The organism is Polaribacter sp. 20A6 (genome assembly GCF_011378915.1).
GTDB classification, from domain to species: Bacteria; Bacteroidota; Bacteroidia; order Flavobacteriales; family Flavobacteriaceae; genus Polaribacter; species Polaribacter sejongensis.
In genome coordinates, this window is sequence record NZ_WTPZ01000001.1 from 473,007 (window position 1) to 489,871 (window position 16,865).

Here is a 16,865-nt window from a genome sequence, read left to right on the forward strand (position 1 = left end):
TCTAAATTATGTCTTATACTAAAACGTCTTCTAAAGTTCCATTGAGTCAAAAAATTGCCTTTGGAGTAGGTATGCTTGCAAATCAAATGTTTCCAGCTGTAATAGGAATATTTATAGTCGTTTTGGTAAAAGATTTAGGTTTTCCAGGATGGATGTGGGGAGTTATCTCTTTAGTGCCAAGAATTTTTGATGCGATTACAGATCCTATTATGGGATACATTTCAGACAATACCAAATCTCGTTGGGGAAGAAGAAGACAATATGTTTTTATTGGGGCCATTGTAATGGGGATTTCTTTTATAATTATGTGGCAGTTGTTTAGAGAAAACTCGCTCGATTATAATTTTTGGTATTTCTTATTAACGTCATTTGCTTTTTATTTAGGTCTTACCATTTTTAGTGTTCCTTATGTGGCTATGGGCTATGAGATGAGCGACGATTTTCATGAGAGAACAAGTATCATGGCAGTGGCACAATGGGTTGGTCAATGGGCTTGGGTAATTGCGCCTTGGTTTTGGGTTATTATGTATGATCCAGAATGGTATGTTACAGCAGATGTTGCGGTAAGAGAATTGGCTGTTTGGGTAGGCGTTATTTTTGCAATTTGTGCAATGGTACCTGCTATTTTTATCAAAAGTAAGTCTACTATAAATGAAAATTATGCTTCTTTAACATTAAAAAATATTGGAGGAAGTTTAAAAGAAATAGGAAATAACTTTGTAGAAGCTTTTAAATCTAAACCTTTTAAGAAACTATGTTTTGCTACTTTCTTTGTTTTTAATGCATTTAATACCGTAGCAAGTTTTACCTTTTTTATTATTGTGTATTATCTTTTTAAAGGAGATGCTGCTGCCGCAGGAATTTGGCCAACGCTATTTGGAAGTGTTGGAGCTTTGGTAACTACTTTTTTAGTGATTCCTATTGTGGCTAAAATGTCTAAAATGTTAGGTAAAAAACAAGCCTTTATGGTGTCTCAAGGGATTTCTGTAGTTGGTTATATTATGTTATGGTTCTTGTTTATTCCTGGTAAACCCTATATGTTTCTTTTTGCTTTGCCTTTCTTTTCTTTTGGTATTGGAGGTTTATTTACCTTAATGATGTCTATGACAGCAGATGTAATAGATTTAGATGAGCTAAATACGGGTAAACGTAGAGAAGGTGTTTTTGGTGCTATTTACTGGTGGATGGTGAAGTTCGGGTTCGGAATTGCTGGTGGATTAAGTGGTGCAATTTTATCTGTTGTAGGGTTTGATTCTGCAGTTAATATTCAGACAGAAGAGGCACTTATTGGGTTGAGATTATTCTTTTCAGGGTTTCCTATAGCAGGAACTCTTATTGCAATGTACATCATGAGAAATTATGACCTTTCAGAAAAACGTGCTGGAGAAATTAGAATAGCATTAGACAAACGTAAAGAAGTAAAGTAAATTTCTTGTTTCGTTTAAATAAAATGAATTTTTTAATTTTTGCGATGGTTCTAATAAACAAAGTAGTACTAAATTTTAGTTTCATATTTTTGCTTTTCAATATCATTATAAATAACCATAATTATTTATAATAATATTGAGTAAGTTGCCCTCGGCTTATAAAAATATAAATAATTTAGAATGGATATTGTTATTATTGAAGATGAAGATTTAGCAGCTGCGTCTTTAGATAAATTACTGTTAAAAAGTGATTTCACTGTAAACATTATAAAGCGATTAGAAAGTGTTGCACAATCTATAGCGTGGTTTCAACATAACTCGTGCGATCTAATTTTAAGTGATATTCATTTAGGAGATGGAGAAAGTTTTGAGATTTTTGAAGCTTTAAAAATTAATGTTCCAATTATTTTTACAACAGCATTTGATCAGTATGCAATTCAATCATTTCAATTTTTTGCTATTGATTATTTATTAAAGCCATACGACAAACATAAATTAAATACTGCGCTAGAAAAGTATAAAAACTACGCGATAACTCCTGCTAATGATTCTAGTGATTTAGAAAAACTATTAAATCATTTTAAAAAAACTAAAGAAATAAAAGAAGCGCAACAACGATTTTTAGTTTCTAGAGGCGAAAAATTAATTTCTATAACTGCTGATGAAATTGCCTATTTTATGGCAGAAAACAAATCTCTTTTTTTATATACAATTAAAGGAGACAGTTTTTTGTATGATGATACAATCATGAATTTAGATTTAAAGTTATCAAAAAAAGATTTTTTTAAAATAAATAGAAAATTCATTGTAAGACATACAGCTATAAAAACAATTATCAAATACAGTCAGAATCGTTTAAAAATAGAATTAGAACCTTCTTCTAAACAAAATGATTTTGTTTTAATTAGTTCAAAAAATGTGCGTCCTTTTAAAGAATGGTTAAATAATTAATATGCAAACCTCTATATTTTGGACTCGTTTAAAAAAGCATCAGCAATATTTATATATAAGTATGCTGTTGATTGCTGTTTTTTTTATTGGAAGTTCATTAATTACGCCTAAAATTACATCGGTTACAGAAGATTTAATTCAAGATATTATTCAAGGTAATTTAAAATCCAAAGAAAATATTGTAGCTTTTGAATTTAATCAACTGAATAACTCTTTCAAAAACTCCCAAAAAATTCTTAGAAATTCACAAAATAATTCTTTTGAATTTTTAAAGGAGAAATTACTATTCACTTCAGATTTGGCTATAGAGAATCATAGCATTTATAATAGTTTTGTGTCCATAAATCTACCTAATACAATAAGTGAAACTCATTTTTCGAATAAGAAAGATTCTTTGTATCAAAACGAAATACATACATTTCTAAAAAATATTCATTTTGTAGAAGATGAGGTGGTTATAGATACTATTATAACGAGATCAAATAACGTAATTAATAGGAAAATCTATATTAAAAAATTACCAAACAATACCGTTGTTTATACAGGTTATGATGTTGATTTAATTTCATTTTGGCGCTATTTTTCTGAAACTTATAAAGGAGATGGTGGTTATACGGTAGTTACCAATAAAGACGGTATTTGTATGTTGCATCCGGATACGGCGTACATAGGGAAAAAAATAGACACTTATTTTAGTACCATTTCTATTGAACAAATTTTAAATAGTTCTCTTAAAATTAATGGATACTATGTACCAAATAATATCAACTCTCTTAAAGATAAAGCCATATCAGAGTTTTTAGATTTAGAGGTTTTACGATATTTCGATACCATTAAAATAGGAAATACTCCTTTAATTGTTGTCGTTAGTTTTCCTGTTGATATTCATTTAAAAGAAACCACAAAAAATTTACAAGGATATTTTTCTTGGATTAGTTTTTTAGCATTTACTACATTTATGTTGCTTTTAATAGCTTCTAGATTGCAGTTAAAAAAAGAATATGTAGAAAATTTAAAGGTAGTAGAAGAGAAGGAGCAATTAATATATAGCAATGAAAAGTATCAGAAAGAAAATGCAATTCTTCAATTGAATCAACTTAAGAAAAAGATAAATCCTCACTTTTTATTCAATAGTTTAAATTCACTGCATGTTTTAATTGATGTAAATCCAGATTTGTCACAACAGTTTGTCTTAAAGTTAGCCGATGTTTATAGATACCTTTTAGATGAGAGAGAAGGGAATTTAATTTCTGTAAAAAAAGAAATGAGCTTTTTAGAACAGTATATTTTTTTACAAGAAATTAGATTTAATAAGAGTTTACATGTAATAATTAAAAATAATTGTGATGAAACCATTTTACTTAAAAAAATACCCTTTCTATCTTTAGAAACGTTGGTAGAAAATGCAATAAAACACAATGAAATAACAAAACAAAATCCGTTGGTTATTCAGATTTTTATTGATAAAGAGTTTATTACGGTCAAAAATAATTACACACCAAGAAAGTGTAAAACCAAGGATAGCTATTATATTGGGTTGAATTATTTAGAGAATACATACCAATATTATCAAATTTACACCTTTAAAACGGGAGTAATTGGTGATGAATACGTGTGTAAATTACCATATATTACTCAAAAATAGCATTTCACTCCGTTTTTTAATGAGTTCACTCTGTTTTGTTTTTCTAAGTTGTTAATAACAAGCAAATTTGATGTTTTAATAATATCATTTATGAAAACAACCTCTTTAAAAGGTACTTTATTGGTTCAGAATTTAATTGTTGCTATTTTAATTCTGATTAGTTTTTCTGGTTTTTCTCAGAGTAAAAAAGAAAATGCAAAGAAAGATCACCAAGAGAAAAAAGACTCTATAAAAACAACTGATGCTAAAAAATTGACGTATCAGAAATTTTTAAAAGAAGGAAACGTTAAAAAAGGATTGTTCAATGTATATGCTATAAAAGAAGATTACTATTTTGAAGTTCCAGATTCATTATTATCAAGAGATTTATTAATTGTAAATAAAGTATCTAGCGTTCCTTATGCCTTAAACGGACATGGATTAAACAAAGGAATGACTTTTGAAACCAAACTTGTTCGATTTTATAAAGACACTGTTTTAAATAAAGTTTGGGTTAAAACGATAAATCCTAGGGTTCAATCTCCCGAAAATGATGCAATTACTTTATCAGTAAAAGATAACTTTGGAGAATCTATTATAGAAGAATTTGAAATTGAAACCAAAAACACCGATTCCACTTCTGTATTTATTAAAGTGAATAAAATTTTTAATGGTAAAGAGCAAAGTTTTAGTGATGTATTAACCAATATTGGTTTGGGGGGAAGTGTAAAAACAAACTTATCTATTTTAGAAAGCATTAAATCTTTTCCAGAAAACATTGTTGTAAAATCTTTATTAACGACCTCTGTAAAAGAAGGCGGAAGTGCTGCTTTACCTTTATCAATAGGTGTTACTACAAATATTATTTTATTACCAACAGATGTAATGAAACCTCGTTTTTCAGACAAACGTATTGGGTATTTTACAAAACCAATGGATTATTTTTCTGATGATCAACAAGAAGTTGAATCTAGAGAAATGATTACAAGATGGAGGTTAGAGCCTAAAGAGGAAGATATTGAAAAATATAAACGTGGAGAATTGGTGCAACCAAAAAAACAAATCATTTATTATTTAGATCCTGCTACCCCAAAACAATGGCGTCCCTTTATAGAACAGGGTGTGTATGATTGGAATGTTGCTTTTGAAGCAGCTGGATTTAAAAATGTATTAAAAGTAAAGTTTCCTTCTAAAGAGGATAAATATTTTGATGCAGATGATGTACGATATTCTGTAATTACCTATGCAGCATCAGAAAAACAGAATGCTATGGGACCTTCTATTGTAGATCCTAGAAGTGGAGAAATATTAGAATCGGATATTATTTGGTGGCATAATTTAATGAAGGGTTTGCATTCTTGGATTCGTGTACAAACAGGTCCTATTGATGTAAAAGCAAGACCAAACAAGTTTACAAATCAACATATGGGAGAAGCAATTCGTTTTGTTTCATCGCACGAAGTTGGCCATACCTTTGGATTAAAACATAACATGGGCGCATCATTTAGCTACCCAGTAGATTCTTTAAGATCTAAAACGTTTACCTCTAAAATGGGAGGAACAGCACCGTCTATTATGGATTATGCTCGTTTTAATTATGTAGCGCAACCAGAAGATAAGGTTACGGATATTACACCTAAAATTGGTGTGTATGATACCTATGCAATTGATTGGGGATATCGTTGGATTGAAAATACGTCTGCTCACGAAGAACTTCCTATTTTAAACCAATGGATTCGTCAGCACGAAAATGATCCTTTATATTTTTATGGACCGCAACAAGCTGAAATAATTGATCCAAGGTCTCAAAGTGAAGATTTGGGAGATGATGCTGTAAAAGCAAGTGAATACGGATTGAAGAATTTAAAGAGAATATTGCCAAACATTTTAGATTGGACAGCGGCAGAAGGGCAAGATTATTACAAAGCATCTAAATTGTACAAAGCGGTTATAGATCAATGGGGAACTTATAACGGTCATGTAATGGCAAATATTGGTGGTGTTTATGTTAACAATACCGTTTATGGAGATGGTAAAAATACCTTTGAACCTGTATCTGTTAAAAGACAGAAGGAAGCATTGAATTATATTATAAAAAATGCTGTTTTACCTCAGAAATGGTTATTTATGCCGGAAATTATAAATAAAGTTTTTGCCGTAAGAGATGCTCCAGACGGAGAAAGATATTACTCACCTGTTTCTATGTTACGCATTCATCAAACAAATGTTATTTATGCTTTGATAAAGACAGAAAGGTTGATGAGAATTACGGAAAACAAAGTTTTAGAAAGTGATGATACAGACGTTTTTACAGAAGAGTATGTGTTTGATCGTTTATTTGAAGCCATTTTTCAGAAAACTCAGAAAGGAGCATCTTTAGATATGTTTGATCGTATTACACAGAAAAACTATGTAGATGTTTTAACTGTAGATAGAAATAAGTTGTTAGAAAAAACAAAGGAAAATACAATTTCTGAAGACGCTAATAATTTTAAAAATGTACACTTTTCATATTTACCTAGAGTTGCAGATATTGGAACTAGTAAAAGAGCTGCATTAGAGAAAATATTGGTGCTTTTAAAAAGAAAGAAAAATAGAGGAAATAGAGCTACTAAAGCACATTATAGTGATTTAATGGCAAGAATTGAATATAATTTGAAAAATTAAATCATGAAGAAATTAATATACCTGTTAGTTTTTATTCCTAGTTTACTTTTTGCACAGCAAGAAAAAGTAATCAACGGAAAAGTTATTGACGCTGGCTTTAAAATGCCAATTGTTGGTGCATCTGTGTACGCATCGTCTGCAATTATAGGAAATACAACCAATACAGACGGAGTTATACAAGGCACAATGTTGGGAACTACCACAGATTTTGATGGTAATTTTTCTCTAAAAATAGGAGCAGACATTAAGTTTCTTTTGGTTTCTTATATGGGATATGAAACTGAAAAAATTGATGTTTCTAAAATTACTTCAAACGTATCTATTACTTTAAAAGAGAGTTCAGAAAGTTTGGATGAAGTTGTTTTAACTGGATATCAAAAAATTGAAAAGCGCAAAATAACCTCTTCTTATGCAGAGGTAGAAATGACAGATATCAATCAAGCAGGTGTTGCTAGTGTAGATCAAATGTTGGTTGGGCAATTATCGGGTGTATCTATTCAGCCTATAAGTGGTGCTCCAGGTGCACCTTCAAAAATATCTATTAGAGGAGCTGCAACTTTAAATGGTTCTTCAGATCCTTTATGGGTGTTAGACGGAATTCCGTTAGAAGGAAATGATATTCCACAAGATTTTAGAGATAAAGATAATATCGATAATTTACAATCGTACCCAATTGCAGGTTTAAATCCAGAAGACATAGAAAGTATTACGGTTTTAAAAGATGCTTCTGCTACTTCTATTTATGGTGCAAGAGCAGCAAATGGAGTAATTGTGATCACTAGTAAAAATGGAAAAAAAGGAGCAATGCGCATAAATGTAAATGCGAATGTATTTGTAACTCAAAAACCAGATTTTAGTAAGTTGAATTTAATGAATTCTGCTCAAAAAGTAGATTTCGAATTACTTTTGGCAAGTAGATCCGATTTAAAATATCAACAAGATAGAGGTGAAGTTGCTAGAATTTTGAATAATTACAGCGAGTATGACAATTTTAGAGATAATGGTTTTGGTAGTATTTCTAGTGATGCTCAAAATGATATCAATAACTTAAAAAACACCAATACTAATTGGGGAGATGAGTTGTATGAAATGGCTATAAACCAACAATATGGTGTTAGTCTTTCTGGAGGAACAGAAAATAATGATTACTATTTTTCTACAGGTATTTTCGATGAAAAAGGAACAACGAAAGGTACAGGTCAGAAACGATTTAATATTACGTTAAAAGATAATTTTAAGGTTAACGAAAAACTAAAAGTTGGTGTAGCGTTATTTGGTAGTCAAACCACAACATCTTCTTATATTACAGGAGCAGATGCATATACAAATCCTTCTAATTACTCAAGAAATGCCAATCCATATTTAAAAGTAAAGGATGCGGATGGCAATTATATGTATGATCCAGATTTGGTAGAAAGATCAGATTTAAATCTAGATTATAATATTTTAGAAGAAAGAGAAAATACGAATTACGAGTTAGTATCAAGCTCATTAAAAGCCATTTTTGATGTTGGTTATAAATTGAATAAAGATATTCACTTTAATACACAATTAGGTTTACAATTAGATTTTGATAAAACTGAAAAGTATAGTGCAGAAGACAGTTACTATACCCGTAAATATGAGCAAAGATCTGAATATGCATCATCTACAGGTACTTCTTATTATATGCCTAAAGGTGGAATTATTCAGAATTGGAATGCAGATGTTTTTCAATATAACTGGAAAACAACTGCTAATTACAACACTTCTTTTAATGATGTTCATGAACTAGATGTTATGTTAGGGACAGAATTTAGAAGAAACAAAAGAACACAAATTCATACCAAAGGTTTTGGGTACAATGCAAACACTTTAACTTCTGTTGCTATTACAGATGAACGTTCATTAACCAATTCTTTATTTGATCCTTATCAAAAAACATTGAGCGAAAATGCATACGCTTCTTTCTTCGGAACAGCTTCTTATACATACGATAAAAAATATACAGCTTTTACAAGTTTAAGATATGATGGTTCTAACTTATTTGGGGTAAATCCTAAATATAGATACTTACCTATTTGGTCTTTTGCAGGTTCTTGGAATGTATATAAAGAAGACTTTATGTATAATGTTGATTTTGTAACCGATTTAAAACTAAGAGCATCTTACGGTGTGCAAGGGAATATTGATAAGTCTACATCACCTTTTGTGGTTGGAGAATATTATACAGAATCGATTCTTCCGGGAGTTAGCGAAGAAACTATTAGAGCGTTAAACGCACCTAATGGAAATTTAAGATGGGAAAAAACAGTATCCTCAAACGTCGGTTTAGATTTAGGGTTATTAAATAATAAAATCTATATCTCAGGAGATTATTATGCAAGAAAAAGTACCGATTTAATAGGTTTAAGATCTGTACCATTAGAAAGTGGTTATAATTTTATCAATACCAATTGGGCTACTGTAAGCAATAAAGGATTTGAACTTGCTATAAATACCACCAATATTGATACACCTAATTTTAAATGGACAAGTGGTTTAAATATCTCTCACAATAAAAGTATTGTTGATAATATTGAAATTAGAGAAGAAGACTTTAAACCTTCTTTAAAAGGATATAGTGTAAATGCCATTTTTGCAATTAAAACTGCAGGATTAGATAGCAACGGATTACCATTATTTTGGAAAGATGGTAAAAAAGTTTCTGCAGTAGATTTTTATAATTTAGAAGCAGGAACCAACGGAAGTCAATTAACAAGAGAAGAACACAGAAATTTATATTCTTATGTGGGCGATGGAACACCGAAGTTTAGTGGTGGATTTAGAAATAGTTTTAAATACAAACAATTTGATTTACGTGTATTAACTAATTTTAATATAAAACAAACTGTAAAAGCTGCTCCAAGTTATAACCTTGCCTTAGCACAACCCGGAAATAATTATAGTACAGATATTTTAAAAGCAGGAACTGGTAATTATCCAGCATTAATTGGAGCAACCTCTCCTGGTTTCGATACCGATTTAGTGTACACTTGGTTCAATTCTTCAGATGACGGACAAACGTATAATGACTTAGATATTTGGGTAAAAGATATTTCTTATATCCGAGTGAGTAGTATTAAGTTGAGTTATGCAATACCTATCAAAAAGTTAGAAAAGTTAAAAATATCAAGCTTAAACTTTAACCTTGAAGGACGTAATTTATTTGTGATCGGAACAGATTATGATGGCTTTTTTGATCCAGAAACGTATGGTAGTTTATATGCACAACCTATTCCTAGAATTATTTCAGCAGGATTTAATCTTTCTTTTTAAAAAATAATTTATGAAAAAATTAATATATAGCATTTTTGTCACTTTAAGTTTTATCTCTTGTGATAAATACTTAGATATTGAACTAGTAGGGCAAGTAATCCCTAAATCTGTAGAAGAGTATAGAAGTTTTCTAACTTCAGCATATTCAATAGCCAAAAATCATAAGGTTTTAACAACGTACAGAACCGATGAATTATCTTTAAGTGCAGACGCAGCTGGAATAGAGTTTTATCAAGATCTTTTTATTTGGAATGATCTAAACCCAAGTCCTTTAACAACTGTTTTTCCGTATGCTACTTTTTACAATACTATTTTTTACACCAATCATGTAATAAATAGTGAAGCCACTATAGAAGGAAATTTGTCAGAGAAAGAACAATTGGTAGGAGAAGCGTACGCTTTACGTGCAATGCAGTATTTTGAATTGATAAATCTATACGCAAAACCTTACAATAAAGCAACAGCAAATACAGATGCTGGTGTGCCAATTACTACAGAATATGATGCAGAAAAGGAATATGATGTGCAAACGGTTGAAGAAGTGTATGCATTAATTTTAAGTGATCTTGCTAAAGCAGAAATATTAATAAACATTCAAAAACAAGATGTAGGATATAATTATAGATTTTCTGTAGTTGCTATAAAAGCATTGAAGTCGCGTGTGTATTTATATCAACAAGAATGGCAAAAAGCAATAGACGTAGCAAATGAAGCACTTGCTATAAATGCTGAAATTCAAAATCTGAATGCTGATACTTCTATAATGCCATCAGAATACAACTCCGTAGAATCTATTTTGGCATTAGAAACCATTGCTTCTGTAGATTTGGTTAGTAATACAACCATTTCAGATGCTTTAATCAACGCTTATAATCAAACGACAGATTTACGTTTTCCACTTTATTTTAAGCAAAATACAGACGGAAGTTTTAGTTCTAAAAAAGGGGCAGAAACTAAATTTAAAGTTTCTTATAGAACAGCCGAATTACATTTAACCATTGCAGAATGTTTAGCTGCGTTAAATAAAGATGTTTTAGCAAAAGAAAAATTAATATCATTTGCAGAAAATAGATATACAACCGATGGTTTTAATACTTATAAAGCAAACGTAAATTCATTAAAAAGTAACGACCTAAAAATAGAAATTTTAGAAGAACGTAGAAGAGAGTTTGCTATTGAAGGTCAAAGATGGAATGATTTAAGAAGAACTACGCAACCTAAATTAACTAAGATTTTTGACGGAGTAACCTACATATTAGAGGAAAACGATGCTAGATATGTGATTCCTTTTCCTAATGATGCTACTATTAATAACCCTAATTTATAAATAAAAACAGTTGTAACCCTTTATTATCTTATAGGTTACAATTTTAATAATAAGATAAAAATAACCCAATTAAATATTTAAATTATGAAGAAAATTTTTTCGATTCTTACTGTTTTTTTAACCTTAGCTGTAACAACTGTTTCATGTTCAAGTGATGATGATGCTCCAATAGAATCATCTTTGGCAACTATTACCGATTTTTCAATTGCTATTGATGGTGTAAATGCAGCTGATATTGTTTACGACTTAGGAACCGATATTCTTGTTACTGTTCCTTTTGGAACAAACTTAACTGCCGTTGTTCCTACAATTATGGTTTCAGAAAATGCAACTGTTTCTCCAGTTTCTGGTGCAGCAATTTCTTTTGTAGATGGTGAAGCTAAAACTTTTACGGTAACTGCAGAAGATGAAGTTACTACTAAAAATTATACTGTAACTATAACTGTTCGTGGTGAAGTTGGTAGTGGTTCTCAATTAAAAACTTATGAGGTAGATGAACTTTGGTTTGGTTTATCAACAACTACATATTCTTATAACGATGCTAATTTTGCTAATTCAATAACTAAAGAAGCAGATGAATGGGGAACTATAATTACAACGGTAACTGATTTGGTTTATGACGATAAAAATCAAATAATAGAGAAAAAAGTAACAGCAACTAATCAAAGCACTATTTATACTTATGAATCTGGAAAAATTACAGAAGCAGATTATTCTGTAGATGATGTATTAACGTACGTTTATAATTATGCATATAATGAATTTGGAGATTTAATCTCTGAGAAAAGAACAGATAAAACAGGAGATGAAGATGAAGTAACTGAAACTTTATTTACTGTTGTTGATGGAAACGTTACAAAAGAAGTTAGATACGGAACTGATTACATTGCTACTTACGATATTAATAATAACCCTTTTAAAGGAATGTATCCAACCGCATATGCTGCTATTAATGTCGGAATTGAATCAATAAATACAAATAACCCTATTTCTGGTTCTTTAGCGGATGATGTTGTTACTTATATATATAATACTGATAACTACCCTTTAAGTGCTTCTTATACTTCTTATGATGGAGGAAATACTGTAGAAAAAACATTTACATATTACGCTAATTAATAAATAGCATCAATAACAACCCCCTTTTTTTTATTTTTAAAACAAGCACCCTTAATTTTAAGGGTGTTTGTTTATATAACACTTATTTTAAATGAAGAAATTCCGTTTAATATTCTTAGTTTTTTTGATGTGCGCTTGCAATTCAAATTCCTCTAACGAAGTTATACTTCCTGAAAATGAAATTATTCCATTAACAAAAGAAGAAGAAATTATAAAAATATATAACGAGTCTGTTTTACCCTTATTTAAAGAATATTCTGATGTAGAAATACCTACAGAATTTAAAATTGATAAAAGTGATTTAAGCATAAATGCGGGTGCTAGTTTTGGCTATGTAGAAATAAGCCAAGGTTTGATAAACGTAACAAAAAAACATATTCAACTATTTGCTTTATCACATGAAGTGGCACATATAGTAACCATTCCGCAAGCAAGATTATTTGGTTTAGAAGGTAGCATACCAAAGGGTAGTATCACAAACGATTATAAAAAAGCAGAATATTTAGCAGATTTAATTGCAATTCATTTAATTAAATCAAAACTGAATAATGAGTTTTGTTTATTAAGTACAGACTTTTCTTTTTTACAAAACTTGTTAGGAGGTAGTTCTTTTACCCATCCTTCAGGAAGTCATAGAATGAATGAAATACAAACGTATTTAGAAAATAGTATATCAACGAATAATGATGAAGCTTTTAAAACCAGTTTCCTTAGAATATGGAAAATGGAGTAGGAGAAAAATCGAAATTGATTTGTATTGAGGAAATATGGATAGATTCAATTAAGTTTTTTAAATTCAAATAAATCCCTGAAGCGCTGCTTCAGGGATTTATTTTTTAGATGAATTTCTACACTATAAGAAATCGAAAAGCTAAATTTATATTGATAGTTTATAACTTATATTTTTTCTTTTAAGTTTTATTTAAACAAAGATGGCATTAGTTTCATTTTAACTAAATATATATACAAGTGTGTTTAATAATATCAATCTATAAAATAAACAAAAGTTTACTTGCTTTTTAAAAGTCTTACGTTTTATGAACTCTCAGAATAACATTAAAAGAAATCGTACAGTCTAAGGGCTTTAATCACAAAGTTATTTTAGGCATTTTTACTTCAAAATGGGTAATAGGTTATAGAATTGGTTTATAAATTATATGTATAAACTGTTGTGGTTTTTAAATTTACAATTAATAAATTTTATACATAATGATTAATAGAAATACTGTTATTACTGCTTTTCTTTTTGTTTTTCTCTTGTCTTTATCTGGATGTAAAACTGAGAAAACAGTAAAAGTTTTAAAGTTAGCTCATGCTTTAGACACACAACATCCAGTTCACAAAGCAATGGTAATTTTAGGGGAGCGACTAAAAGAAAAATCAGACGGTAAACTAATTGTAAACATTTACCCAAGTAGCCAATTAGGTGGGGAGCGAGAATGTTTAGAATTATTGCAAATTGGAAGTTTAGATATTACAAAAGTATCTGCTGCTGTTTTAGAGAATTTTATACCAGAATATAAAGTGTTTAGTGTGCCCTACATGTTTAGAGATAAAACACATATGTTTAGTGTTTTTGATAGTGAGATAGGGGACAATTTATTATTGAAAGGAGAAAAATTTAGACTACGAGGTTTAACTTTTTATGACGCGGGTAGTAGAAGTTTTTATATGAAAGAAAAACCAGTAAAATCACCTGCAGACTTAAAGGGTAAAAAAATAAGAGTTCAAAAAAGTAACATGGCAGTTGCTATGGTTAATGATTTGGGAGGGTCTCCAACACCAATTTCTTGGGGAGAATTATATACAGCACTTCAACAAGGAGTTGTAGACGGAGCAGAGAATAATCCTCCAAGTTTTTATACTTCAAAACATTATGAGGTTTGTAAGTTTTTTTCTTTGGATGAACACACGTCGGTACCCGATGTTTTATTAATTGGTACAGATACTTGGGGACGATTTAATGAACAAGAGAAAGGTTGGTTAAAAGAAGCGGTTGCAGAAAGTACAATTGTACAAAGAAAATTATGGGCAGCATCAGAAAAAGAATCTCTAGCAGCAGTTAAAAAAGCAGGTGTGGAGGTTTTTTATCCAGATAAAGTACCTTTTGAAGAACAGACGCAAGGTGTTTTAGATATGTTTGCTGATAATGAAGCTATGAAGTCCTTAATACTATCCATAAAAAACAAACAATAATGAGAGCGAAAATTGATAATATATTAGAAAAATTAGTGCTTTTAATCTTAACAATAATGTTGTTAAGTGTTGTGTGGCAGGTATTCTCAAGATTTATTTTAGGAGCACCAAGTACTATAACAGATGAAATTTCTAGTTTCTCTCTAATTTGGATAGGATTATTGGGGGCTGCGTATGCAACTGGTAAACATTTACATTTAGCGATTGATTTAATACCGGAACATGTAGTTGCAAAAAAACAAAGTTTCTTTGATGGAATTGTCTACTTATCTACTTTCTTTTTTGCCTTTATAGTAATGGTTATTGGAGGAATTAGATTGTGTCAGTTAAGCTTCCAGTTCGGTCAAACATCTGCAACTTTAGAGATTCCTTTGGGAATTGTTTATTTAGTGGTTCCTATTTCTGGAATTCTAATTTGCTATTACACCATAGATACATTAATTAATAAAAGAAAATTAAATAAAGCCTAAAAAGATATGAATTTAGTTGAAGTCCTAATTTTAGTAACCAGCTTTTTAATTTTCTTATCATTAAGAGTCCCAATAGCCTATGCTGTTGGTTTAGCAGCCCTATTAACCTTGTTAAGTTCAATGCCTTTTCTGCCAACTGTAGCTACAATGGCGCAAAGAATGGCAACATCTTTAGATAGTTTTACATTGTCTGCAATTCCGTTTTTTATCCTAGCAGGGCAAATTATGAACCGGGGAGGAATTGCCGTCAGATTAATCAATTTTGCTAAGGCTATTGTAGGACCACTTCCTGGAGGCTTGGCTTTTGTAAACATTATTTCGTGTATGTTGTTCGGAGCAATCTCTGGTTCTGCAGTTGCGGCTGCTTCTGCCATTGGTGGTTTTATGAACCCAATGATGGAGAAGGAAGGTTATGATAAGTCTTTTAGTGCTGCTGTAAATATTACAAGTGCTACAACAGGGTTAATTATACCACCAAGTAACGTATTAATTGTTTATTCTTTAGCGAGTGGAGGAGTTTCTATTGCGGCATTATTTATAGCAGGTTATGTGCCTGGTTTGTTAATTGGTTTTGCTTTGATGGTTGTTGCTTTAGTTTATTCAATCATAAAAAAATACCCGACAGATAAATTAGTAACTTTTAAAGAGTTTTTTAAACGATTTCTTGCAGCTTTCCCTAGTTTAATGTTATTGGTTGTAGTAATTGGAGGAATTGTAGCCGGAATTTTTACAGCAACGGAAGCTTCTGCCATTGCGGTAGTTTATACATTGGTTTTAGGTTTTGTTTATAAAGAAATTACAATAAAAGATCTCTCTCCAATTTTTTTAGAAACAATAAGAACATCTGCAATTGTACTATTTTTAATAGCAACGTCTATTGCAATGTCTTGGGTAATGAGTTATGAAAACATTCCGCAAGAAATTAGTAATACGTTATTGGCTATTAGTGATAATCCGGTAATAATCTTAATTATTATCAACTTAATATTATTATTTGTAGGAGTTTTTATGGATATAACTCCGGCAGTTTTAATCTTTACACCAATCTTTTTACCAATAGTAACAGAATTAGGAATGAATCCTATTCATTTCGGAATTATTATGATCATGAATCTATGTATTGGACTTTGTACACCACCAGTTGGCTCGGTTCTTTTTGTGGGATGTAGTGTTGCAGATTTAAAAATACAACAAGTAATAAAGCCTTTATTGCCCTTGTTTTTGGTAATGATAGGTGTGTTGTTACTAATTACTTATTTCCCGGAATTAACACTTTGGTTACCTAGACAGTTTGATTTGTTGTAGCATCGATATCAATTATTTATCCATATAAATAATTTAAAACCCAATATGTTTTACTAAAACGTATTGGGTTTTTCTTTGTGGAAATTATACATATCAATTACCTTTTTAGCCAAGCAATTTTCATTGTTTGATAATTCAATACTACAATATTTCATTTAAATGATTGATTAAGGCTTTCCTTAATATAGTCCTACTTTATATATTCAGGGAAGTGCTTTATGTTTTTCCCTATTATATATTAGGGATTGTGGTTGGAACCGCCTTATTATCTTTTAAAATTAAGTTTTAAGCAATTGTTTTTATAATTGATTGGGACAGTAAAATATAATTAAAAACAAGGCTTGTAAGAAAAGATAAATATTATTGAAACTCAATACATATCTAATTATTAGTATTGTATTATTCACTCTCATAATAGACTCTTTATAATCTTTTCAAACTATTAATGAGTTTATAATTGTAAAAGAAAGAACTTCGTCTAA

The 16,865-nt window shown here is 30.2% G+C and carries 11 protein-coding genes; all 11 read left to right on the forward strand.

All coding sequences use genetic code 11. From position 1 onward, the window contains the following. Positions 1-8: 8 nt before the first annotated feature. The 11 genes from GQS57_RS02005 (at position 9) to GQS57_RS02055 (ending at position 16,383) form a co-directional block, all read left to right on the forward strand. Positions 9-1,427, forward strand: a complete 1,419-nt coding sequence (locus GQS57_RS02005) for an MFS transporter (RefSeq protein ID WP_165730711.1) — start codon at positions 9-11, stop codon at positions 1,425-1,427. A 180-nt stretch (positions 1,428-1,607) separates the two neighbouring features. Continuing rightward, positions 1,608-2,378, forward strand: a complete 771-nt coding sequence (locus GQS57_RS02010; RefSeq protein ID WP_165730713.1) for a LytTR family DNA-binding domain-containing protein — start codon at positions 1,608-1,610, stop codon at positions 2,376-2,378. A gap of 1 nt (position 2,379) precedes the next feature. Further along, positions 2,380-4,023 (forward strand): sensor histidine kinase, encoded by a 1,644-nt coding sequence (locus GQS57_RS02015; protein ID WP_165730715.1) that lies wholly within the window; start codon positions 2,380-2,382, stop codon positions 4,021-4,023. Between the two features lie 90 nt (positions 4,024-4,113). Then, positions 4,114-6,669: a zinc-dependent metalloprotease gene (locus GQS57_RS02020; RefSeq protein ID WP_165730717.1), complete on the forward strand. Its 2,556-nt coding sequence runs from the start codon at positions 4,114-4,116 to the stop codon at positions 6,667-6,669. Between the two features lie 3 nt (positions 6,670-6,672). Then, positions 6,673-9,966: a SusC/RagA family TonB-linked outer membrane protein gene (locus tag GQS57_RS02025; RefSeq protein WP_165730718.1), complete on the forward strand. Its 3,294-nt coding sequence runs from the start codon at positions 6,673-6,675 to the stop codon at positions 9,964-9,966. A 10-nt stretch (positions 9,967-9,976) separates the two neighbouring features. Then, on the forward strand, positions 9,977-11,293 hold the full coding sequence (locus tag GQS57_RS02030; protein ID WP_165730720.1) for a RagB/SusD family nutrient uptake outer membrane protein: 1,317 nt from the start codon (positions 9,977-9,979) through the stop codon (positions 11,291-11,293). A gap of 84 nt (positions 11,294-11,377) precedes the next feature. Next, positions 11,378-12,412: a hypothetical protein gene (locus GQS57_RS02035; protein WP_165730722.1), complete on the forward strand. Its 1,035-nt coding sequence runs from the start codon at positions 11,378-11,380 to the stop codon at positions 12,410-12,412. A gap of 91 nt (positions 12,413-12,503) precedes the next feature. Then, entirely contained in the window at positions 12,504-13,145 is a 642-nt protein-coding gene (locus GQS57_RS02040; protein ID WP_165730724.1) for a hypothetical protein, read from the forward strand. A 476-nt stretch (positions 13,146-13,621) separates the two neighbouring features. Further along, the gene (locus GQS57_RS02045; RefSeq protein WP_165730726.1) at positions 13,622-14,608 is read left to right on the forward strand and encodes a TRAP transporter substrate-binding protein; all 987 of its coding nucleotides are present in this window, start codon (positions 13,622-13,624) and stop codon (positions 14,606-14,608) included. Further along, positions 14,608-15,078, forward strand: a complete 471-nt coding sequence (locus GQS57_RS02050) for a TRAP transporter small permease (RefSeq protein ID WP_165730728.1) — start codon at positions 14,608-14,610, stop codon at positions 15,076-15,078. The genes GQS57_RS02045 and GQS57_RS02050 overlap by 1 nt, the downstream gene beginning before the upstream one ends. 6 nt (positions 15,079-15,084) lie before the next feature. Then, on the forward strand, positions 15,085-16,383 hold the full coding sequence (locus GQS57_RS02055; protein WP_165730730.1) for a TRAP transporter large permease: 1,299 nt from the start codon (positions 15,085-15,087) through the stop codon (positions 16,381-16,383). Positions 16,384-16,865: the final 482 nt, after the last annotated feature.

Coding starts and splice junctions, on each gene's coding strand:
- GQS57_RS02015 (WP_165730715.1), top strand. CDS start 2,380: ATGCAAACCTCTATATTTTGGACTCGTTTAAAAAAGCATCAGCAATAT.
- GQS57_RS02030 (WP_165730720.1), top strand. CDS start 9,977: ATGAAAAAATTAATATATAGCATTTTTGTCACTTTAAGTTTTATCTCT.
- GQS57_RS02005 (WP_165730711.1), top strand. CDS start 9: ATGTCTTATACTAAAACGTCTTCTAAAGTTCCATTGAGTCAAAAAATT.
- GQS57_RS02050 (WP_165730728.1), top strand. CDS start 14,608: ATGAGAGCGAAAATTGATAATATATTAGAAAAATTAGTGCTTTTAATC.
- GQS57_RS02010 (WP_165730713.1), top strand. CDS start 1,608: ATGGATATTGTTATTATTGAAGATGAAGATTTAGCAGCTGCGTCTTTA.
- GQS57_RS02055 (WP_165730730.1), top strand. CDS start 15,085: ATGAATTTAGTTGAAGTCCTAATTTTAGTAACCAGCTTTTTAATTTTC.
- GQS57_RS02040 (WP_165730724.1), top strand. CDS start 12,504: ATGAAGAAATTCCGTTTAATATTCTTAGTTTTTTTGATGTGCGCTTGC.
- GQS57_RS02020 (WP_165730717.1), top strand. CDS start 4,114: ATGAAAACAACCTCTTTAAAAGGTACTTTATTGGTTCAGAATTTAATT.
- GQS57_RS02035 (WP_165730722.1), top strand. CDS start 11,378: ATGAAGAAAATTTTTTCGATTCTTACTGTTTTTTTAACCTTAGCTGTA.
- GQS57_RS02045 (WP_165730726.1), top strand. CDS start 13,622: ATGATTAATAGAAATACTGTTATTACTGCTTTTCTTTTTGTTTTTCTC.
- GQS57_RS02025 (WP_165730718.1), top strand. CDS start 6,673: ATGAAGAAATTAATATACCTGTTAGTTTTTATTCCTAGTTTACTTTTT.